Source organism: Pseudomonas sp. R151218B TE3479 (assembly GCF_053629195.1).
In genome coordinates, this window is sequence record NZ_JBRJHV010000001.1 from 5,387,400 (window position 1) to 5,407,037 (window position 19,638).

22 protein-coding genes, 4 tRNA genes and 1 pseudogene are annotated in these 19,638 nt (G+C 57.9%); 5 read left to right on the top strand and 22 right to left on the bottom strand.

Annotation, left to right across the window (positions count from 1 at the left end; genetic code table 11):
* Positions 1 to 19: 19 nt before the first annotated feature.
* The 4 genes from AB7M32_RS23205 to AB7M32_RS23220 all read right to left on the bottom strand — a co-directional run bounded on the left by AB7M32_RS23205 (position 20) and on the right by AB7M32_RS23220 (position 2,796).
* Positions 20 to 232 (bottom strand): hypothetical protein, encoded by a 213-nt coding sequence (locus AB7M32_RS23205; RefSeq protein ID WP_454251506.1) that lies wholly within the window; start codon positions 230 to 232, stop codon positions 20 to 22.
* Positions 233 to 355: 123 nt separating this feature from the next.
* The gene (locus tag AB7M32_RS23210; protein WP_454251507.1) at positions 356 to 865 is read right to left on the bottom strand and encodes an AAA family ATPase; all 510 of its coding nucleotides are present in this window, start codon (positions 863 to 865) and stop codon (positions 356 to 358) included.
* Positions 866 to 971: 106 nt separating this feature from the next.
* On the bottom strand, positions 972 to 1,583 hold the full coding sequence (locus AB7M32_RS23215) for a hypothetical protein (protein WP_454251508.1): 612 nt from the start codon (positions 1,581 to 1,583) through the stop codon (positions 972 to 974).
* A 340-nt stretch (positions 1,584 to 1,923) separates the two neighbouring features.
* On the bottom strand, positions 1,924 to 2,796 hold the full coding sequence (locus tag AB7M32_RS23220; protein WP_454251509.1) for a hypothetical protein: 873 nt from the start codon (positions 2,794 to 2,796) through the stop codon (positions 1,924 to 1,926).
* Positions 2,797 to 3,238: 442 nt separating this feature from the next.
* On the opposite strand from AB7M32_RS23220, the gene AB7M32_RS23225 reads away from it, so the two are divergent.
* The gene (locus AB7M32_RS23225; RefSeq protein WP_454251510.1) at positions 3,239 to 3,613 is read left to right on the top strand and encodes a hypothetical protein; all 375 of its coding nucleotides are present in this window, start codon (positions 3,239 to 3,241) and stop codon (positions 3,611 to 3,613) included.
* Between the two features lie 125 nt (positions 3,614 to 3,738).
* Here AB7M32_RS23225 and AB7M32_RS23230 read toward each other — a convergent pair whose 3' ends face one another.
* From AB7M32_RS23230 to AB7M32_RS23245, 4 genes are all read right to left on the bottom strand, one after another.
* On the bottom strand, positions 3,739 to 4,263 hold the full coding sequence (locus AB7M32_RS23230) for a hypothetical protein (RefSeq protein WP_454251511.1): 525 nt from the start codon (positions 4,261 to 4,263) through the stop codon (positions 3,739 to 3,741).
* Between the two features lie 245 nt (positions 4,264 to 4,508).
* Positions 4,509 to 4,793: a hypothetical protein gene (locus tag AB7M32_RS23235; protein ID WP_454251512.1), complete on the bottom strand. Its 285-nt coding sequence runs from the start codon at positions 4,791 to 4,793 to the stop codon at positions 4,509 to 4,511.
* Positions 4,794 to 4,824: 31 nt separating this feature from the next.
* Positions 4,825 to 5,025 carry a hypothetical protein gene (locus AB7M32_RS23240; protein WP_092166961.1) on the bottom strand — a complete coding sequence of 67 codons (201 nt, stop codon included), beginning with the start codon at positions 5,023 to 5,025 and terminating at the stop codon, positions 4,825 to 4,827.
* Positions 5,026 to 5,113: 88 nt separating this feature from the next.
* Positions 5,114 to 5,719: a hypothetical protein gene (locus AB7M32_RS23245; RefSeq protein ID WP_454251513.1), complete on the bottom strand. Its 606-nt coding sequence runs from the start codon at positions 5,717 to 5,719 to the stop codon at positions 5,114 to 5,116.
* Between the two features lie 873 nt (positions 5,720 to 6,592).
* On the opposite strand from AB7M32_RS23245, the gene AB7M32_RS23250 reads away from it, so the two are divergent.
* From AB7M32_RS23250 to AB7M32_RS23260, 3 genes are all read left to right on the top strand, one after another.
* Positions 6,593 to 6,880 carry a type II toxin-antitoxin system Phd/YefM family antitoxin gene (locus AB7M32_RS23250; protein WP_454251514.1) on the top strand — a complete coding sequence of 96 codons (288 nt, stop codon included), beginning with the start codon at positions 6,593 to 6,595 and terminating at the stop codon, positions 6,878 to 6,880.
* Positions 6,870 to 7,199 carry a type II toxin-antitoxin system RelE family toxin gene (locus AB7M32_RS23255; RefSeq protein ID WP_454251515.1) on the top strand — a complete coding sequence of 110 codons (330 nt, stop codon included), beginning with the start codon at positions 6,870 to 6,872 and terminating at the stop codon, positions 7,197 to 7,199. The genes AB7M32_RS23250 and AB7M32_RS23255 overlap by 11 nt, the downstream gene beginning before the upstream one ends.
* 166 nt (positions 7,200 to 7,365) lie before the next feature.
* Positions 7,366 to 7,569, top strand: a complete 204-nt coding sequence (locus AB7M32_RS23260) for a hypothetical protein (RefSeq protein ID WP_454251516.1) — start codon at positions 7,366 to 7,368, stop codon at positions 7,567 to 7,569.
* 14 nt (positions 7,570 to 7,583) lie between these two features.
* Here the strand turns inward: AB7M32_RS23260 and AB7M32_RS23265 are convergent, their stop codons facing one another.
* From AB7M32_RS23265 to AB7M32_RS23275, 3 genes and pseudogenes are all read right to left on the bottom strand, one after another.
* Entirely contained in the window at positions 7,584 to 7,862 is a 279-nt protein-coding gene (locus tag AB7M32_RS23265) for a hypothetical protein (protein WP_454251517.1), read from the bottom strand.
* Between the two features lie 267 nt (positions 7,863 to 8,129).
* Positions 8,130 to 8,400: pseudogene (locus AB7M32_RS23270) on the bottom strand (hypothetical protein).
* 941 nt (positions 8,401 to 9,341) lie between these two features.
* Positions 9,342 to 9,418, bottom strand: a tRNA-Val gene (locus AB7M32_RS23275).
* A gap of 184 nt (positions 9,419 to 9,602) precedes the next feature.
* On the opposite strand from AB7M32_RS23275, the gene AB7M32_RS23280 reads away from it, so the two are divergent.
* Positions 9,603 to 10,886 (top strand): NAD(P)/FAD-dependent oxidoreductase, encoded by a 1,284-nt coding sequence (locus tag AB7M32_RS23280; protein WP_072407017.1) that lies wholly within the window; start codon positions 9,603 to 9,605, stop codon positions 10,884 to 10,886.
* A gap of 207 nt (positions 10,887 to 11,093) precedes the next feature.
* On the opposite strand, the gene AB7M32_RS23285 is transcribed toward AB7M32_RS23280, so the two are convergent.
* From AB7M32_RS23285 to AB7M32_RS23335, 11 genes are all read right to left on the bottom strand, one after another.
* Positions 11,094 to 11,170 (bottom strand) — tRNA-Asp (locus tag AB7M32_RS23285).
* Between the two features lie 89 nt (positions 11,171 to 11,259).
* Positions 11,260 to 11,336 (bottom strand) — tRNA-Asp (locus AB7M32_RS23290).
* 58 nt (positions 11,337 to 11,394) lie between these two features.
* Positions 11,395 to 11,470: transfer RNA gene (locus AB7M32_RS23295), tRNA-Val, on the bottom strand.
* Positions 11,471 to 11,573: 103 nt separating this feature from the next.
* Positions 11,574 to 12,347 (bottom strand): SDR family oxidoreductase, encoded by a 774-nt coding sequence (locus AB7M32_RS23300; protein WP_454251518.1) that lies wholly within the window; start codon positions 12,345 to 12,347, stop codon positions 11,574 to 11,576.
* A complete protein-coding gene (locus AB7M32_RS23305; protein WP_454251519.1) occupies positions 12,344 to 13,555 on the bottom strand; it encodes an O-succinylhomoserine sulfhydrylase in 1,212 nt (403 codons plus the stop codon). The genes AB7M32_RS23300 and AB7M32_RS23305 overlap by 4 nt, the downstream gene beginning before the upstream one ends.
* A 55-nt stretch (positions 13,556 to 13,610) precedes the next feature.
* Positions 13,611 to 15,116 carry an amidophosphoribosyltransferase gene (gene purF, locus AB7M32_RS23310; protein WP_053123453.1) on the bottom strand — a complete coding sequence of 502 codons (1,506 nt, stop codon included), beginning with the start codon at positions 15,114 to 15,116 and terminating at the stop codon, positions 13,611 to 13,613.
* A 41-nt stretch (positions 15,117 to 15,157) separates the two neighbouring features.
* The gene (locus tag AB7M32_RS23315; RefSeq protein WP_030142022.1) at positions 15,158 to 15,718 is read right to left on the bottom strand and encodes a CvpA family protein; all 561 of its coding nucleotides are present in this window, start codon (positions 15,716 to 15,718) and stop codon (positions 15,158 to 15,160) included.
* 89 nt (positions 15,719 to 15,807) lie between these two features.
* On the bottom strand, positions 15,808 to 16,479 hold the full coding sequence (locus AB7M32_RS23320; protein WP_072407022.1) for an SPOR domain-containing protein: 672 nt from the start codon (positions 16,477 to 16,479) through the stop codon (positions 15,808 to 15,810).
* Positions 16,463 to 17,770, bottom strand: a complete 1,308-nt coding sequence (gene folC / locus AB7M32_RS23325) for a bifunctional tetrahydrofolate synthase/dihydrofolate synthase (RefSeq protein WP_454251520.1) — start codon at positions 17,768 to 17,770, stop codon at positions 16,463 to 16,465. The genes AB7M32_RS23320 and folC overlap by 17 nt, the downstream gene beginning before the upstream one ends.
* Entirely contained in the window at positions 17,767 to 18,687 is a 921-nt protein-coding gene (accD, locus tag AB7M32_RS23330) for an acetyl-CoA carboxylase, carboxyltransferase subunit beta (protein ID WP_072407026.1), read from the bottom strand. The genes folC and accD overlap by 4 nt, the downstream gene beginning before the upstream one ends.
* Before the next feature lie 265 nt (positions 18,688 to 18,952).
* Complete coding sequence (locus AB7M32_RS23335; RefSeq protein ID WP_454251521.1) at positions 18,953 to 19,576, bottom strand: phosphoribosylanthranilate isomerase; 624 nt, start codon at positions 19,574 to 19,576, stop codon at positions 18,953 to 18,955.
* Positions 19,577 to 19,638 lie beyond the last annotated feature (62 nt).

Below are 19,638 nucleotides of genomic sequence, written 5' to 3' on the forward strand. Positions count from 1 at the left end.
TCCCCTTCCTTGAGCGCGATCAGGGAAGAGGCGGATTCGCGGTAAAATTCGTAGGAATATTGAGAAAGGAATGCCAAGCATCCACAGCGTCATGATGGCGCTGGGTCGCATCCTCCCAAGAAGGACCGGAGACCTCTTTCGCAGAAACCAGCATCATCATTTTTATCGTTGCGGCATCCAGCTCTTTGAGAAGCTCATGGGATGTGGCCCTGAATTCTTCGAACGACGTCATTCCATTTACCTCGGGCGGTGCTCACCGCTATTGAGAAATACATATTCCTCGAGAAATGGAGTCCCCCGGGCGGCAGTAATTCCAAAGGGTCGGACCGCCGGTAAATTCATTACGAGGCGATACTCACTGCCAATCGGGCAGGAACCGGTCGATGATCATCGAGACTGCTTGCACCGGAGAGATCAGGGCTGTGTCTATACAACAGGGAATTTCATCCCACGGCTCATATTCATGATCCAGTACAGACTGCCAGGTGGGTAGCTTCAGCCCAGGAATATCGCCCCTCCGTGTTTCGACCCTGCGCCGATGTTCATGTATATCGGAGCAAATCACTTGGATGTTTGCCAACCGACTACCCGCCCTTGAGGCGACTTCGCTCCACGCGATTCGGCTTTCGAGGACGGGATTGACACAATCAACGATGACCCTGCGGCCCAAACGAAGATTACTCAGGGCAAGCTCATTGGCAACCATGTAACCACTGCGCCCCACATCTTGCGCAAGAGCGCCCGAGCTCCGAATCGCCTGCTCAATCGTATCGATCCGCAGGTACATGGCGCCTGTTGTCTCGGCGAGATCATGGGCAATAGTCGTTTTTCCAGTGCCGGGCAGGCCGCTGAAGACGATGAGCATTCCATGTCCTTCGGTGAGTGAGCTATCCAGTGTAGGCAGCCGTTTTTCCAAGTGGCCTCAAAATCGCGGGCTACTCCCCTACCCACAAAACCAAGACCGAACGAACTCAATCAGTGATCTTATCAACAGCCAAACCAACCAGCACAAACGGCAACAGGGCGATGACGAATACCGTCATCCCGAAGGCCCCGTAGGCATCGTGGATCTTATCGCCCAGGCCTTGCTTCGACGGAGGAACGAGAACGCTCTCGGACAGGTTCAGGGCATAACGATAGGTTGGGGATTGATCGTACCGATTGGAATTGCACTTCGTAGTGTACAAGCCGACATAACGATCACCCGGCACTGGCGTACGGCTTTCGTGACTGGCAAGGAGCTGCTCCAACTGGGCGACCTGCACCTTGAACTCAGCCTCACATTCAGGCTGACTTGCAAAAGCACGACTCGTTTTCCTAATGGAATCTGGGCGCACCTGATGATCGAGAACGACCTCGTAGGTATCGCCTTGGTCATCGACGCGCTTGTAGACCTTGGAACCCGTAAGCGACTCTCTTCCGGTAGCGGAAAGCGCCTTGAACTCATCGCTGGAAAGCGGCTGGTTCAAGGTATAACCGTAAATCTGGGGGGCTTTGAACGGTTCCTTCGCAGGTTTTGTGGCGCACCCGGCCGATGACGCAATAATCGAAAGGCTCAGCGCGGTACAGAGCGTCCTGTTCATGACTCTTCCTTGAATTGCTTGGGTTACCTGAAGCAGGCGTGGAAGAGTATCGGAAATAGGCAGTGGGCGCCGCGCAAGAACGATCAAATATTGCCCCCGGAAACCGGAACAGACCCTGATTTTGAGTTCACTGTAACTAGTCCGCCTCATCATCGCGGTTGTTTCTTCCCTGCGTGAAGTCAGCCTACTCACAAGCGCCTAGGGGCAGGTAACGGCCTTTCGAGACTGCTTCTTGGTCCACAGAAGACGACCGTTGATTCTTCCATCAGACCACGACTCGGTAACCAAAGAGCAATTGCCGCTCAGGTTTTCAACAAACGTTCTTGGATAGCCTTCAGGCTCATCTCCACCCCAACGCATCCAATTTGGATCTGGCGAAGTCACCGATCGATAAGGCATGCAGGCTGCCAGTGTGACCAGCGAGAATGCCAAAATTACTTTTCTCATATAAGTTCCGACCCATTTGGCGAGTGTCCGGGCAAAAACGCGGGGTATAAATTGATTGGATGCTTTCCCAGCGTGAGCTACGACGAGGGATCGCTGCAAGTGCCGCCATACAACCCACCTCGATCGGCGGAAACCAGAAAGCTGGGGACAGACCGCGATTTGAGTTCAGGTGTAATCGGACCGTCTCATCGTCGTGGTCTGACCGCGTTTCCCTTGCATCCGCAGCCCGCAAGACCATTGTCGCGAGTGACGATGAGGGGATGGGGAAAGCCTTCGATTTGAACTCATGATCTAACTCACTGTAACGCCACCCTAGCGATGCTCGCTCCCTGCGGGCTCGGCTTGTGAAGAAAGCACGGAAACGGCGCAAAGGGTTTAAATTGGACCAGATCATATCCAAGCGTGCCTGCACCATCTCATTTTTTGCCTGGACGATCTGCCCTGCCAAACTTAGCGCCCTCCTTTTGAACTCCCTGTGAAGGGCCTGCTCCTCGGTCTCGTTTCCCTGTGGCTTAACCTTCATCTCGGAAAATGTGAAAAGCGTTTTGTCGCTGAGCACACAAAACGTGCCGCGACATTTTTGTATATTGCCCTGGAAGATAAAATCGACCGAAAAGAACGCAAGTTCCTCCACGTCTATGTAGTACAGCGGCTCACCCAGGAGATTTCGAACTTTTCCGTCCTGATGAATACGGCCCAAGGGCGCCCCATCGCTGCCTCTGCCTTTGAAGACCAAGTAGCGGCCGTTCGTGTAGTTGTACGGCATTAGCGCTCCTAGTTTGCCCATTCGCGGCCCCCATCCATGACCCTTTCCCGCCACGCTATCAGAGAACGGGATAGCGGCCTTGCGCTTTTTAATCTGTCGCAAATCTTATGCGTATCAATAGGCGCCTGCATTCATTCCGTTAGCATCAGCGCTGCTGCAAGCTCTAAAGATAATGCTCTTCTGGTGCTTCGCGTTAGCACTTGAAAAGCACATTGCACCGGGTACACCACCCTTCAGCTGCGCTCCGGCTCATTGGAAAACGGAAGGGAGGATGACTTGTATCGGCAACCGTCAAAACCAGTGAGAACTTTATGAATCTACGCCGAAGCTCGTCGGCTGGAACGCTCATGCCTGCCCCATCGACTACTTGCATAACCCCGCCCGACACTCGGCTGTCAATCCGTAGCCACTCGAACTGCCAGCCTGTTACCCACGTGAAGTCTTGAATTTGATAGTCGCCGGTGACGCTTTGGCATTGAGCGAGTTTCTTGTTGGAGAGGTCAAAGACAAAAAATACGGGGTTTGGATAGCCGAGCATCTGACTATCGTCAAGGCTAAGACCTTCTTTCAGGTTGATGGATGCGACAAGTGCTTTTGCTCGTCTCTTGCGCCATATCAAGTACCCAATGGCAAGGCAAAAAATAGAACAGGAAGCCACGAAGAGCTGACGTCCTTCGACCGTAAGCTGATCGGGCCAAAACCGTACCACGCCCCACAAGAGTCCTATCGTCGCAAGCCCCGATACCCAAGCGGCGGGGATCACTATACTGTTCGCGAGATTAGCTCCGAGCGTTCTCGAACAGCTTTTCATAACTGATCCAATATCATTTATAGAAGAACTCGCAAGCTATCATTCACAGCGCGCTAGCTTATAGGCGTTGGCACGCAATGCACGGAACGGGTCTTGAACAGGGTTTCGTTTACTTGGTTGCGCTGGAAACCTCACCGTTGGCCGGCTAACCTCTTCAGTCGTCCAGAGCCATCATCGACGTATGCAATTACGCCCAGAAACGCGGCTAACTCACAGGCGAGCTGTTTCTGTTGAGTGACTTTTTTTCCGACGACACGGCGAGCGATTGACAAGCGCCCGTTTTCATACTCGACATAATTGCTGTAGGACGTGCGAAAAACAGCCATGTGGCCGTCGGGCTTGAGCACTATTCGCAGCGGTGTACGTTTCGTTAGCCGATACCGTCCGAGGAAAGCCACCCCAGACGATTCCACCGTCAGTGGAGCACGCTCGCTGATATCTCTGCCCAGTTGATATGCCCACCACATCACAACAAGGCTTGCGAGGATGATGCCCGGCCATTGCCTCCCAGGTAACGACAGCCCGGTCGATAAGCTGATACAAAAAACTGCCGTGATGCCCCAGGGTGCCTGGCGAAGCAGTGGGACAAAGAGCAAACGACCGATGCCGGTCTTCGGCCGGATGATGAAAACCTCGTTGGAGCCAAGTGATGTCATCCGTAATCTTCTATCGCAGCCTGGGCACGCAGTCATTCACTCACCAGCCTTATCCACGAACGCCATAGAACTCGTTCAGTGCTATTAACTCGAACACAGCGACCAACACGCAGAAAGCAACGAATCTTCTTGTGAAAACCCTTCGGGGCCTTTCGTATGGCTGGATCTCACCGAGCCCGTCAAAAAGCGCGGACAAGAAATCGAGCAACCCCATCGACACCTCCTAAGCACAGCAGGCCCATCTATCATCGCTGAGGGCAACCAATCTTGAATCGCCTGATAGACAGCGCCTCGTTACGTGCGTCCTTTTCGTGCTGAGCTTTCATCGTGAAGCTGCCGTCTTGGTAGCTGCGAGCCATGGCTTGGTTGTTTCGGTCGATTTCACTGTAAATGCGCGCGCACTCAGTGGCCACTGCTGCCGGTTCGGTTGGAATGGGTGCATTTTCGACGTCGAGAACGTATTGGGATTTCTGATAGGCGCAACCAGCTAGTGCGGCTGCCGCTAAAAACGTCACTGCTATTTTGTACATAGACATCCTTATCTTAGGTAGCGGGCTCGTTTCAATGAAGAACCCTGCGGCTCTCCCCGATCCTGATGCGATCGAGTGCGCGGTTTAGCGCATCCAAGGCGTCTAGAAGCGCTTTTGCTTCAGCTTCACGACCATCCCCCCAAAGACGCTCAGCCATTTTATTGAGGGCCAGGATCGATCTCTCGATATCAGCCGCAGTTGCCGTTTTGGAGTCTGCTGACTGTTTCGTCATGCGGTTCTTCTGATTAGAGGCAAAACCCGGTCAATGGAGGGCTGTGCTTGTTAGTTCTTGCAGACCACCTGCGGAGGCGCAGCAGGCGTCAGCTTTTTGGAATTACAATTGGCGTGCCAGGTAAAGTGGCGAGTTCGAAAACCCCCAATATGCAAAGAAGCGCTTGCCCGCCTTCATTGTTTGGCATGCTACCCACCCCTGCCAAAGCTTCGTAGTCTTTTCCTGGTTCCAGCGTGTAAACGAGCGCCTGGCCACCGCAGGATGAGTAAGTGCTGCCATAGCTACCGATGGTCGCGCCCAAGGTCGCAATCTGGAATGGCAGATCAGCCCTGACGCGATACTCGGTTACGACCTCTTTATACACCCCTTCGCCCATCCGAATAGCAGGGATGTACTGAGTAAGAGTTGGCGAAACCCTTTTCGGCATGTCAATGGTCGTCGACTTCAGGGGGTGCTGCGGATAGTTGATGTTCGCTGTCCCGTCCCGCCCGAAACGTCCGGCTTCAGCCATCTTATGACGGGTAGCAGGAGCGCAACCGCCTACGATGCTATCGCCATACACACTGGAATTCGTAATAACGCGAACACGCGCCAATCCCTCTGATTGAGCAGGCTCTTCGTATGGAACTGAAGGTATTCCAGAGCAACCGGTAAGGGCTGCAGCAAAAAAAGTTACGAAAGCGACAACCCGCATGACCATGTCCTTATGTACTCAATAAATCCAAAAAAACCCGACACTATGGCCGGGCTTTTTGTGCACTCCAGTGCGCAGGAATGACAGGAGGAATAGATGATGGCTTGTTGGCTCACCGGGAGTCAAACAGCTTTGGTGTGGTCGCAGCAAACGTCAGGGCCGCCCTGGCGACGCTCGATCAGAGCGAGGCATTCATAAGGATGGCCCTGGCTGTTCTGATGACGATGGAGTGACGTCCTGATCATCTGATGCAGCTTGCGGAGGGATCCAATAGGCATCTCTCACCTCATCTAAAGCCTGCCATGGCTCAGCGCCGAACCTCACATTTGGACAGCCCGACTCATGGCTAAACATGAGATTTCTGTCCACCTCGGACTGCTCCATGCCGCAGCTTTTGCATTTCACGATCTGATTCTGAAGGGCCCATTTTTCGTGCCAGGAGATGAGCTTTTCGAGGGGTGTCATTTTCTAACATTCCGACCAAAACCTATACAAAATATAATTTATGTATAGGTTTTTCGCTACCCCCATTTTTCTAAATGCCTCTCGTCGGCCGCGTTATGTCGACGGAAAGATCAGGAGATCGCTGGGGTTGAGGGATACGACCTGCTCGCCCTCCTCGGCTTGGTCGACATCGTAGAGATCGGTGGTAAGCAGATTGCGGTGATTTACAAAGGAGCCAGTTTTTGGAGAAGGATAGAGCGAACTTCGAGGAGCTGGTCGCCGCCCTGCCGCATCCCAAAACGAAACAGGCCGACACCAGGCTCACGCTTTCAGTGCATCGACTGGACTTGAGCGTGAAAACCAGATCCAGAGCGCTTGCCACCCCAAACCAAAAAGACCAAAATAAAGCCCTATATAGGAGTCTTATCTATGCAAAATATTTTGGCCGACGTGGCTGTCAGCGTATCTGAGCTCAAGAAGAACCCGTCTTCCGTCTTGAGCAGCGCCAATGGGTTGCCCGTGGCCGTGCTGAACCACAACCGAGTCATGGGTTACATGGTCCCTGCCAACGTCTACGAGGCGATGGTTGAGCGCTTGAATGAACTGGAACTGGTTCATTTGGTCAAGTCACGGCTCGACGCCAACGAAACACCTGTTCGAGTATCTCTCGACGATCTCATTGGCGAGGCCGAGGCAGATATCGCCAATGGCCGCTGAGTACGAAGTCGAGTGGGATCCGCAGGCGCTAAAAGAACTGCGAAAACTCGACGGCACCATCCGCCTCCAGTTCTTGCGAAAACTTCAGGAACGGCAGGCCGGGCCACGAGTGCCAGGCGATGCGCTTCACGGCATGAAGGATTGCTACAAGATCAAATTGCGCGGCGCCGGCTACCGACTTGTGTACCGCGTTGAGGATGAACGGATTGTCATCCTGGTGCTGGCCGTCGGCAAGCGGGAACGAAGCAGCGTCTACCATTCGGCCAAGAATCGGGATTCCTCAGGGGATTCCTCAGGGACAGACCACGATTTGAAATAACTTACTTGGCTCGCAAATTGATTTCGATGTGAAATAGAAAGTGGGTTGCGGAGCGTCTACCGCGCAACCTTTCTAAGCTTCGCAAAAAATACGTAGCGTCAATTTGCCGTGAACAGGACACAGCTGCTTGAAGGGCCGAGCTCGGTGGAGCCTGCATAATCGTGGTGTGTCCCTAGACTTGCTCGGCGACGCAACGCATTTGATTCGCCGTAAGGCCAAGGCCTGGCTGATCCTGCTGGTCACCTGGATTCTGAGCGGTCGCAACGTCCGCCGCGCGGCCGTGGTGTCCCGCCGTGACAACAATGACATGTACGGCATAGACGAACAGCTCGAAGCCATCGCCAAGGGCATCAGCCAGAACTACCCGTAATCACTCCCCTTCAATTAGATAAAGGCCCATAGGAATCTAACGTTAAGGAAAATCAGAACCAGTGATGTTAAAAGGCCGGGGGAGCGCATCACACCCAGAAAAATGTAAAGAAATGGGTTCAGCATGCCAATCATGAACAAAGCCAACGCTTCAGCGCCTGGTTTGGCCGGGTCAAACAGAGCCCAAATCAAAAACCCCGCCCATATTGCCCAAAAAAAGTACATCGTCACGCCATCGACGCGGAAAAAGGCCCGCTTAAAAGTGTGTCCTACCGTATCGGTCTCATTGAGCATCTGCGCCACCGCGTAATCGATTCACATAAATCATAGCTGGTTGCCTCCGCCCCCTTTAACCCTCCCCTTTCAAGGTCTGCCGCTATACCGGCAAGGGCAAGTGCGCCTGTGAATACTCATCGACGATGTAATGACGGACAAAATTGATGTAAACGGGGATGGGATAGACCACGAGTTGAGCTCACTTGTAATCGGACCGTCTCGCAAACGTAGTCTGCCCCCATTTTCCCCTTATGAAACAGGCAGCTTATAAGTTGCCAGCTCTCATTATTCCGCCGCCTGCGCCCGCAATCGTTTTCCAATTACATCCATGACATCACAACCATCGCGTAACGATGTGGTGAGCAATTTACAAAAGTCAGTCAACACCACCGTGTCTGAGCTGATGTCCGAGCGGAACGCGATATTTTCCAAGACTTGGGTCACTGTGCGGATACGGTAATCGGCTGTTCGAAAAGGACGTCCAAAGGCGCTTCGGTGTCGATGAGCAGGGTTGCGGGGATAAGTCGATGCCGGTGATGGGCATGTATCGGGTCATGAGTAGTACCTTCATTCAATTGATAAGGACTACCACTCAAACGTCGCCAAACGAAAGGGTGGCAGCTGTGCTCGGGTTGGCGAACCGGGAATGAAAGCGAACCGGCAGACTCGAAAGTCTCCCGCACACAGCTGCCATAAAGCAGTCTGCAACTGCAAAAAAGCCCCGCAGTGTAGCAGGAGCTTCTGCGCTTCATTCAATCGAGTCGCTAAACCCGAATCGCCACCTGGGCGACAGAGGGACAATAAATGGCACATCCAGAGGCTGCAATGCACAGGTTTCCGAGGTTTGTGTAGGAATTTGCGTCGCTGCCACTCGCGGCGCTCGTTTGAGTCGTCATAAGCCGCAGCGAAGGGACGTAGGGGAAAGGAGACGGAAAGAGGACAGTTTTTCCCCAACCAGCCAAAAAAAAGACTTTCAGCGCGGCGAAATAAATCTGTCCCCTTTCTTGATGTGACTTCATCAAGGTGCGTGACGAGCTTAAGGCGAGCAAGCTGAGAGACGAGATAACGCGAGTTTCTCACCTTTATTGATATCGCTACTTGGCGGGATTCAGCAACACGATCAAACACCGCCAACTCATATCGCATACACCGTCACAAAAGCACGAAGAGGAAACGGGCAAGTACCTTGGAGGTGGTGCAGAGGTCGCCCCCTTCTATTATCGAGACGATAAATTCACGAGTTACTGCGTGCGGGAGGTGCTGGAAGGCACAGTCGAAATGCACAACGAAATTGTCACTCTCGGTATCACGCTCAACGAACATTGCCTGACCCCAACTGCATAAGGACAAACGAAGTTCAGGTAGAAAGCAGCGTTCACATTGCCCAGTGTGAACGAACCCGATTTTTGTGAACGCTCCGCAAGAAATCCAAGGCAACAAAAAAGGGTCCACCTTTCGGTGAACCCTTCTTGACCGCCCAGCAGAGCGGATTTTGTTTGGTAGGCGCGATTGGACTCGAACCAACGACCCCCACCATGTCAAGGTGGTGCTCTAACCAACTGAGCTACGTGCCTGCTGTGAGGCGGCATTCTACGGAATTCCAAAGGGGTGTCAACACCTTTTTTTCACCTAACCCTATGAATATGCAAAATATTTAATTTCACCACCACTACGAAGATTCAGGGGGTGGCTGGCGGCCAATTTTTATCTCGGGTAGGATCGGCGCATTCGTAAAAAATATAAAACAGAGGTTGCAGAATGGCGAACACTTCCTATCCAGCGTCTTATTATGCCGCGTCGGCCAACCCGGTTCCGGCGCGCCCGGCCCTGCAGGACGACGTCGAGACTGATGTGTGCGTGATCGGGGCCGGTTACACCGGCCTGTCCTCTGCGCTGTTTTTGCTGGAGAACGGTTTCAAGGTCACTGTGCTTGAGGCGGCAAAGGTGGGCTTTGGGGCTTCGGGTCGTAACGGCGGGCAGATCGTCAACAGTTATAGCCGCGACATCGATGTGATCGAGCGCAGTGTCGGTCCTCAGCAGGCGCAGTTGCTGGGCAATATGGCGTTTGAGGGTGGGCGGATCATTCGTGAGCGGGTGGCGAAGTATCAGATTCAATGTGATTTGAAGGACGGCGGTGTGTTCGCCGCCCTCACCGCTAAACAGATGGGCCATCTGGAGTCGCAGAAGCGTTTATGGGAGCGTTTCGGCCATACCCAGCTGGAGCTGCTGGATCAGCGGCGTATTCGCGAGGTGGTGGCTTGCGAGGAGTATGTGGGCGGCATGCTGGACATGAGCGGTGGGCATATTCATCCGCTCAACCTGGCATTGGGCGAAGCGGCGGCGGTGGAGTCCCTTGGCGGAGTGATTTATGAACAGTCGCCGGCGGTGCGCATCGAGCGTGGCGCCAGCCCGGTTGTGCATACGCCACAAGGCAAGGTCAGGGCCAAGTTCATTATCGTGGCGGGCAATGCCTACCTGGGCAATCTGGTGCCGGAGCTGGCGGCCAAGTCCATGCCTTGCGGTACCCAGGTGATCGCCACCGAGCCATTGGGCGATGAGTTGGCTCATAGTCTGCTGCCCCAGGATTATTGCGTCGAAGACTGCAACTACCTGCTCGACTACTACCGGCTGACGGGCGACAAGCGCCTGATCTTCGGGGGTGGCGTAGTGTATGGCGCGAGGGATCCGGCGAATATCGAAGCGATCATCCGCCCGAAGATGCTCAAGGCATTCCCGCAGCTCAAGGACGTGAAGATTGATTACGCCTGGACCGGAAACTTCCTGCTGACGCTTTCGCGTCTTCCGCAGGTCGGGCGCCTGGGGGATAACATTTATTATTCCCAAGGCTGCAGCGGCCATGGCGTGACGTATACGCACCTGGCGGGCAAGGTCCTGGCCGAGGCGCTGCGTGGTCAGGCTGAGCGTTTTGATGCGTTTGCGGACCTGCCTCACTACCCTTTCCCTGGTGGGCAACTGTTGCGCACGCCGTTTGCGGCGATGGGGGCTTGGTATTACGGGTTGCGGGATAAATTGGGGTTCTGAAGCTGCCAACAATAAGGGCTGCTTCGCAGCCCTGCGGGGATAAATCCTCTCGCCACAGCAAGCTCCCTCGCCACGGACTTGTTCCAATATCGTTATTCCAAAAACAAAAAACCCCGGTCTTTCGACCAGGGTCTTTGCTATCGACTAGAAGTAGCTTTGCAGCTTTCTTCTTAGCTTCAAGGCGTTCAGTGGGCCTCGAAGCAGATATGGCGCAGCGGACGGGACTCGAACCCGCGACCCCCGGCGTGACAGGCCGGTATTCTAACCGACTGAACTACCGCTGCGTATCGCTATGGACTTGCGTCCAGTTAACTCGTCTGATCAAAACCCTTGGGTCTGGATCTCGAACCAGGCGAACCTGCTTCGGAAAATATGGCGCAGCGGACGGGACTCGAACCCGCGACCCCCGGCGTGACAGGCCGGTATTCTAACCGACTGAACTACCGCTGCGCGTCGGTGGAGGCTTTTGACGGCTTCCGTTTTGCTTTCGCAAAACTCTCGTAAAACATGGTGGGTGATGACGGGATCGAACCGCCGACATTCTGCTTGTAAGGCAGACGCTCTCCCAGCTGAGCTAATCACCCTTTGCTTCGTTGAGGCCGCGAAATTTACGCAGGTACCGAAGCTAAGTCAATAGCAGGGTTGAAGTTTTTTCAAAACAGTTTCAAACGGCACCTGCAACCGCCCTCACGCATAAATCATTTTCTTGGTCATGCCACCGTCCACCACGAACTCCTGCCCCGTGACAAAACCGGCATTGCGCGACAACAGCCACGCCACCATCGCCGCCACATCCTCTACCGTACCAACCCGGCCTGCCGGATGCTGGGCATGATCGGCGTCGGTCAGCGGCTGCGCGCGACGCAGGGAGGGATCCCGCGCGTCGATCCAGCCAGGGCTGACAGCGTTGACCCGGATCTCCGGCCCCAGGCTGATTGCCAGGGCATGGGTCAGTGCCAGCAGGCCGCCCTTGCTCGCCGCATAGGCTTCGGTGTCGGGCTCCGATTGCGCGGCGCGGGTGGAGGCCAGGTTGACGATGGCGCCGTTGTGGGCGCGCAAATACGGCGCGCAGTGCTTGGCCAGCAACATCGGCCCGCCCAGGTTCACCGCCAGGACCCGATTCCAGTAAGCCAAGTCGAGGCTTTCCAGGGTGATGTTGTGCGGGTCGGCGATAGCCGCGTTGCACACCAACGCGTCGAGCCGCCCGAACTGCCCGAGCACCTCGGCGATACCGGTGGCGACCTGCGCTTCGTCCGCCACGTCCATGGCGATGAACCAGGCATGATCGCCCAAGGTCTTCGCCACCTTGGAACCGCGCTCGCGGTCCAGGTCGGTCAGCACCACCTGCCAGCCTTCACAGATCAGCCAGGCAGCAATGCCCAGGCCGATGCCCCGCGCGGCGCCCGTAACCAGTGCAACCCGGCCATGAGTACCGCTCGGCGGCGCAGCCAGCTCAATCACAAGGCCGCCAACCCGCGGGCCAGGTCGGCTTGCAGGTCCGCGACGTCTTCCAGGCCGACCGCGACGCGGATCAGGCTGTCACGAATACCCGCCGACTCGCGCTCCTGAGGCGACAGACGACCGTGGGACGTGGTGCTCGGGTGGGTGATGGTGGTTTTGCTGTCACCCAGGTTGGCCGTAATGGAAATCAATCGGGTCGCGTCAATGAAGCGCCAGGCGCCCTCCTTGCCTCCCTTGACCTCGAAGCTCACCACCGCACCGAAACCGCGCTGCTGACGCAAGGCCAGGTCATGTTGCGGGTGGCTCTTGAGGCCGGCGTAATGCACTTTCTCGATGCCGTCCTGCAGCTCCAGCCACTCGGCCAGGGCTTGAGCATTGGCGCAATGGGCCTTCATGCGCAGGCCGAGGGTTTCCAGGCCCTTGAGGAAGATCCAGGCGTTGAATGGGCTGAGGGTAGGACCTGCGGTGCGCAGGAAGCCCACCACCTCTTTCATCTGCTCGCCACGACCGGCCACCACGCCGCCCATGCAACGGCCCTGGCCGTCGATGAACTTGGTCGCCGAATGCACCACAACGTCAGCGCCCAGCTTCAGCGGTTGTTGCAGTGCCGGGGTGCAGAAGCAGTTATCGACCACCAGCATGGCGCCCTTGGCGTGAGCGATTTCCGCCAACGCGGCGATGTCCACCAGCTCGGCCAGAGGGTTGGAAGGCGACTCGACGAAGAGCAGTTTGGTATTGGCCTTGATTGCCGCATCCCAACCGGACAGGTCCGCCAGGGGCACGTAATCGACTTCCACGCCGAAACGCTTGAAGTACTTTTCGAACAAGCTGATGGTCGAACCGAAGACGCTGCGCGACACCAGCACGTGGTCGCCGGCGCTGCACAGGCTCATCACCACGGCCATGATCGCAGCCATGCCGGTGGCGGTCGCTACGGCTTGCTCGGCACCTTCCAGGGCGGCGATACGCTCCTCGAACGCCCGCACGGTCGGGTTGGTGTAGCGCGAGTAGACGTTGCCCGGCACCTCGCCAGCAAACCGCGCCGCAGCGTCGGCGGCCGTGCGAAACACATAGCTGGAGGTAAAGAACATCGGATCGCCATGTTCGGCCTCCGGTGTACGGTGCTGACCCGCGCGAACCGCCAGGGTATCGAACGCTACGCCTTCAAGGTCGCTATCCAGCCGACCAGCATCCCAATCCTGACTCATGCTGTCACTCCTTAATCGGTTAAACGCAAACCGGCCCCTGGGGGCCGGTTCGTACTCAGTTGTTGTACAGATCGATGATCGCACTGACCGCCTGGGTCTTGGCCTTGGACGCATCGTTACGCGCGTTCTCGATCTTGTTCAAGTAGGCATCGTCAATGTCGCCGGTGACGTACTTGCCGTCAAATACCGCGCAATCGAACTGTTCGATCTTGATCTTGCCGCCGCCCACCGCTTCGATCAGGTCCGGCAGATCCTGGTAGATCAGCCAGTCGGCGCCGATCAGGTCGGCCACGTCTTGGGTGGTGCGGTTATGAGCGATCAGCTCATGGGCACTCGGCATGTCGATGCCGTAGACGTTAGGGTAGCGCACGGCCGGGGCGGCAGAGCAGAAATACACGTTCTTGGCGCCGGCTTCACGGGCCATCTGGATGATCTGCTTGCAGGTGGTGCCACGGACGATGGAGTCGTCCACCAGCATCACGTTCTTGCCGCGGAATTCCAGCTCGATGGCGTTGAGCTTCTGGCGTACGGATTTTTTCCGTGCGGCCTGGCCCGGCATGATGAAGGTCCGGCCGATGTAGCGGTTCTTCACGAAGCCTTCGCGGAACTTGACGCCCAGGTGGTTCGCCAGCTCCAGGGCCGCGGTGCGGCTGGTGTCCGGAATCGGGATGACCACATCGATGTCGTGCTCCGGACGCTCGCGCAGGATCTTGTCGGCGAGTTTCTCGCCCATGCGCAGGCGCGCCTTGTAGACCGAGATACCGTCGATGATCGAGTCCGGACGCGCCAGGTAGACGTGTTCGAAGATGCACGGGGTCAGGGACGGGTTGGTCGCGCACTGACGGGTGTGCAGCTTGCCGTCTTCAGTGATGTAGACCGCTTCGCCCGGGGCCAGGTCGCGAATCAGGGTGAAGCCCAGCACGTCCAGGGACACGCTTTCGGAAGCGATCATGTACTCGACGCCTTCGTCGGTGTGACGCTGGCCGAACACGATCGGGCGAATGCCATGGGGATCGCGGAAACCGACGATGCCGTAGCCGGTGATCATCGCAACCACCGCGTAGCCGCCCACGCAACGGTTGTGCACGTCGGTCACGGCGGCGAACACGTCTTCTTCAGTCGGCTGCAGCTTGCCACGCTGGGCCAGTTCATGGGCGAACACGTTGAGCATCACTTCCGAGTCGGAACTGGTATTGACGTGGCGCAAGTCAGATTCGTAGATCTCCTTGGCCAGTTGCTCGACGTTGGTCAGGTTGCCGTTGTGCGCCAGGGTGATGCCGTAAGGCGAGTTGACGTAGAACGGCTGGGCTTCAGCCGACGTCGAGCTGCCCGCAGTCGGGTAGCGCACGTGGCCGATACCCATGTGACCGACCAGGCGCTGCATGTGACGCTGGTGGAACACGTCACGCACCAGGCCGTTGTCCTTGCGCAGGAATAACCGGCCGTCATGGCTGGTCACGATACCGGCAGCGTCCTGGCCGCGGTGCTGGAGCACGGTTAGCGCGTCATACAGCGCCTGATTGACGTTCGACTTACCGACGATACCGACGATGCCACACATGCGACGCAACCCCTACTTAATGGATCTGAACTGAACAACACTCACTGCGGCGTTTTGGCCGTCGGCAAGAGGTGTTCCTTGAACGGTATTTCAGCGGGTACGCTGATACCGCTGGCAAGCCACTGACTGCTCCAACCCAGGATCAGGTTTTTGGACCAGTCTGCGACCAATAGAAATTGTGGCACGAGCCGGGACTCCTGCCACCACGTATCCTGCTGCACCGGCCCCAGGCTCAAGAGCCCGACGGCCACGACCACCAGCAACGCGCCGCGCGCCGCGCCAAAGGCCATGCCCAGGAACCGGTCCGTCCCGGAAAGCCCGGTGACGCGAATCAGTTCGCCGATCAGATAATTGATCATTGCGCCAACCAGCAAGGTGGCGATAAACAAGATGGCACAGCCCGCGATCACGCGGGCCGAAGGAGTTTCGATGTATCCGGCGAGGTACTGGGACAGCGAACCACCAAACATCCAGGCTACGACTCCCGCGATGATCCAGGTCAGCAGCGAGAGGGCTTCCTTGACGAAGCCGCGGCTCAGACTGATCAATGCGGAGATGGCGACGATCGCAACGATCGCCCAGTCAACCCAGGTAAATGGCACGGTGCAGCCTACAGACGGATAAGGCGGCGCATTTTAGCAGAGCCCAGGGCTGTCGGTAAGCTGCGTGATTCAAATCAGCTAAATCGCCGTCAACCACGCTCTGGCTGGAAGCGCACGACGAACCCCTTGAGGTTTTGCTGGCGGCTGAGCAGGTCACGCAGGCGATCGGCCTCGGCGCGCTCGATCAGCGGACCGACAAACACCCGATTCTTGCCATCGGCGGAGCGGATGTAGGCGTTGTAGCCCTGGCTGCGCAAGGTTTTCTGCAAGTTCTCGGCACTTTCGCGACTGGTCAGGCTGGCCAGTTGCACCGACCAACTGACCGACAGGCCGTTGGCATCCACACGACTCTGGGTTGTGTCCGGCTTGGCCGGGGCGGCGGTGATCGGCTGGCTTGGGGCCGGCTTGATCGCCGGCGCTGCGGGAACAGGCACGGGGGCGACAGCCGGTTTGCTCGGTGCGGCGGGAGCCGGCGCGGCAGGCGCCGGTGCAATCGGCGTGGAAGGCGCGGCAGGTTGCTCAGCCAGTTCCTCGTCGCTTGGCACCGGCTCCTGAGGCAACGCCTGGGGCTCGGGCACAGCCACCGGCTCGACCTGCACAGGCGGCACCGAAGGCGCCTGGGGTGCGGCTGGCGCATCGACCGTAACCTGGCGCTGCTCGTCCTGGCGGGAAAACAGCATCGGCAGGAAAATCACCGCCAGGGCCACCAACACCAGGGCCCCGACCATGCGCTGCTTGTACGCTTTATCCAGCAATGCCATCTGCAGCTTCCTCCGTGGAGCGCCGGGCCAACCATTGAAGGGCCTCGGCAACACAAAAAAATGATCCGAACAGCAGGATTTCATCATCGGCCGTCGCCAGGGCGCACTGCCCTTCCAGGGCGGCGGCCACACTGGCATAGGCTTGCACCGGAGCACCGTGACGCTGCAAGGCCCCCTGCAGCTCAGCCGCCGTACGCGAGCGCGGCGAATCCAGTGGCGTTACTGCCCAGTGCTGGACACTAGCATCCAACGCCTCGACAACGCCATCCAGATCCTTGTCGGCCAGCAGCCCGAACACCGCCAGGCGCCGTCCTGCCACGGGCCGACGCGCCAGGCGCTCGGCCAGGTACTGTGCCGCATGGGGGTTATGGCCGACGTCCAGCAACAGGTTCAGGCGTTTGCCTTGCCAATCGAACTGACGGCGGTCGAGGCGACCGACCACACGGGTCGTCTGCAACGCCTGGACGATTTGCCCGGCTTCCCAGGGCAAACCCAGCAACAAGTAAGCCTGGAGCGCCAGCGCGGCGTTTTCCATTGGCAGGTCCAGCAGCGGCAGGTCGCGCAACTCCACCGGATTGCCGTGCAGGTCGCTGCCGCGCCATTGCCAATGCTGCTCGGTCATCGCCAGGTCGAAATCCCGACCACGCAGAAAGAACGGGCAGCTCAGCTCGCGAACCTTGTCCAGCAATGGCTGGGGAGGATTGAGATCGCCACAGAGCGCAGGCGCGCCCTGGCGGAAGATGCCGGCCTTCTCGAAGGCCACGGATTCGCGGGTATCGCCCAGGTAATCGGCATGGTCCACGCCAATGCTGGTGACCAGTGCAATGTCGGCGTCCACCAGGTTGACCGTATCCAGCCGCCCGCCCAGGCCGACTTCCAGCACAACCGCATCGAGACCGGCACGGGCAAACAACCAGAACGCCGCCAGGGTGCCCATCTCGAAATACGTGAGGGTTGTATCGCCTCGCCCGGCTTCCACCGCGGCAAAGGCTTCGCACAGCTGGGCGTCCGTGGCTTCGACGCCGTTCACTTGCACCCGCTCGTTGTAGCGCAGCAGGTGCGGCGAGCTGTAGACACCGACGCTCAGCCCCTGGGCCCGCAGCAGCGAGGCCACGAAGGCACAGGTGGAACCCTTGCCATTGGTGCCGGTGACAGTGATGACCCGGGGCGCCGGCTTGGCCAGTCCCATGCGGGACGCTACCGTTTGCGAGCGCTCCAGCCCCATGTCGATGGCCGATGGATGCAATTGCTCAAGGTAGGCAAGCCAGTCGCCCAGGGTGCGTTGGGTCATAGCCCGGCAGGCACTGGCGGAACCACGATTGGCTCGACCGGTGCGGCGACGAATGTCGGCGTCGGCAGGCCCATCAGTTGCGCCAACAGATTGCCCAGGCGCGGACGCAGCTCCTGGCGATGGATGATCATGTCGATGGCGCCGTGCTCCAGCAGGAACTCGCTGCGCTGGAAGCCTTCCGGCAGTTTTTCACGCACGGTCTGCTCGATCACACGCGGGCCGGCAAAGCCGATCAGCGCTTTCGGCTCGCCGACAATGACATCGCCCAGCATGGCCAGACTCGCGGAAACACCGCCGTAGACCGGGTCGGTCAGCACCGAGATGAACGGAATGCCTTCTTCACGCAGACGCGCCAGCACCGCGGAGGTCTTGGCCATTTGCATCAGGGAGATCAGCGCTTCCTGCATCCGTGCACCGCCGGAAGCGGCGAAGCAGATCATCGGGCAACGGTTTTCCAGTGCATGGTTGGCGGCGCGAACGAAACGCTCACCGACGATGGCGCCCATGGAACCGCCCATGAAGGAGAATTCGAAGGCCGAGACCACCACCGGCATGCCCAGCAAGGTGCCGCTCATGGACACCAGGGCATCTTTTTCACCGGTCTGCTTCTGGGCAGCGGTCAGGCGATCCTTGTATTTCTTGCCGTCGCGGAATTTCAGGCGGTCCACCGGCTCCAGGTCGGCGCCCAGCTCCACGCGGCCTTCTGCGTCCAGGAAAATATCGATACGGGCACGGGCGCCGATGCGCATGTGGTGGTTGCACTTGGGGCAAACGTCCAGGGTCTTTTCCAGCTCTGGACGGTACAGCACCGCCTCGCAGGATGGACATTTGTGCCACAGACCTTCAGGCACCGAGCTTTTCTTCACCTCGGAACGCATGATCGAAGGGATCAGTTTGTCTACTAACCAGTTGCTCATGCTTTCTTTCTCCAGTACCGGCGGCCCGAACGCTCTGGTTCGCGGCCCCGCGTATGCCCTTGAGCTAAATTCATTGTGCGGCGAGGGTCGAACGGCCACCACGATCAGCGCGAAACATGACCTGCGTGCAGCCCAACCTCCTCTGCCATCCCGGCAACCGCTGCACTGCGGTTGCCCCTACGCTATCGGCCCACCCGGAGGCGGTGCCTGCCTGCTTTGTACAGTGCAGGTATGGACGGCGGCAGTCTGCCAGCCGTCACATTGACTACTGGCTGTTGCGAACAGCAGCCATGAACGCACGAATCTTTGCCGGATCCTTGATGCCCTTGCCCTGCTCCACCCCGCCGCTCACATCCACCGCGTAGGGGCGAACCTGGCGAATGGCCGCGGCGACGTTTTCCGCCGTCAGGCCACCGGCCAGGATGATCGGCTTGCTCAGGCCTTGTGGCACCAGCGACCAGTCGAACGCTTCGCCGGTACCGCCGGGCACGCCTTCCACATAGGTGTCCAGCAAGATACCGCTGGCATCGGCAAAGGCTTCGCAACCGGCGGCGATGTCGTCACCGGCCTTGACCCGCAACGCCTTGATGTACGGACGATGCCAGCCTTCACAATCGGCCGGGGTTTCGTCGCCATGGAACTGCAACAAGCCCAGCGGCACCGCATCGAGAATCTCGCCCAGCTCGCAACGACTGGCATTGACGAACAGCCCTACGGGCGTCACGAACGGCGGCAAGGCCTGGACGATCGCCCGCGCCTGCTGCACCGTCACCGCCCGCGGGCTCTTGGCGTAGAACACCAGCCCGATGGCATCGGCCCCGGCCTCGACCGCCGCCAACGCGTCCTCGACGCGGGTGATCCCGCAAATCTTGCTGCGAACGACGGGCATGGTGGCTAAAACCTCAGGCAAATCCGTGAAAGTCCCGGATGGTAACAAATGCTGCGGAGGGC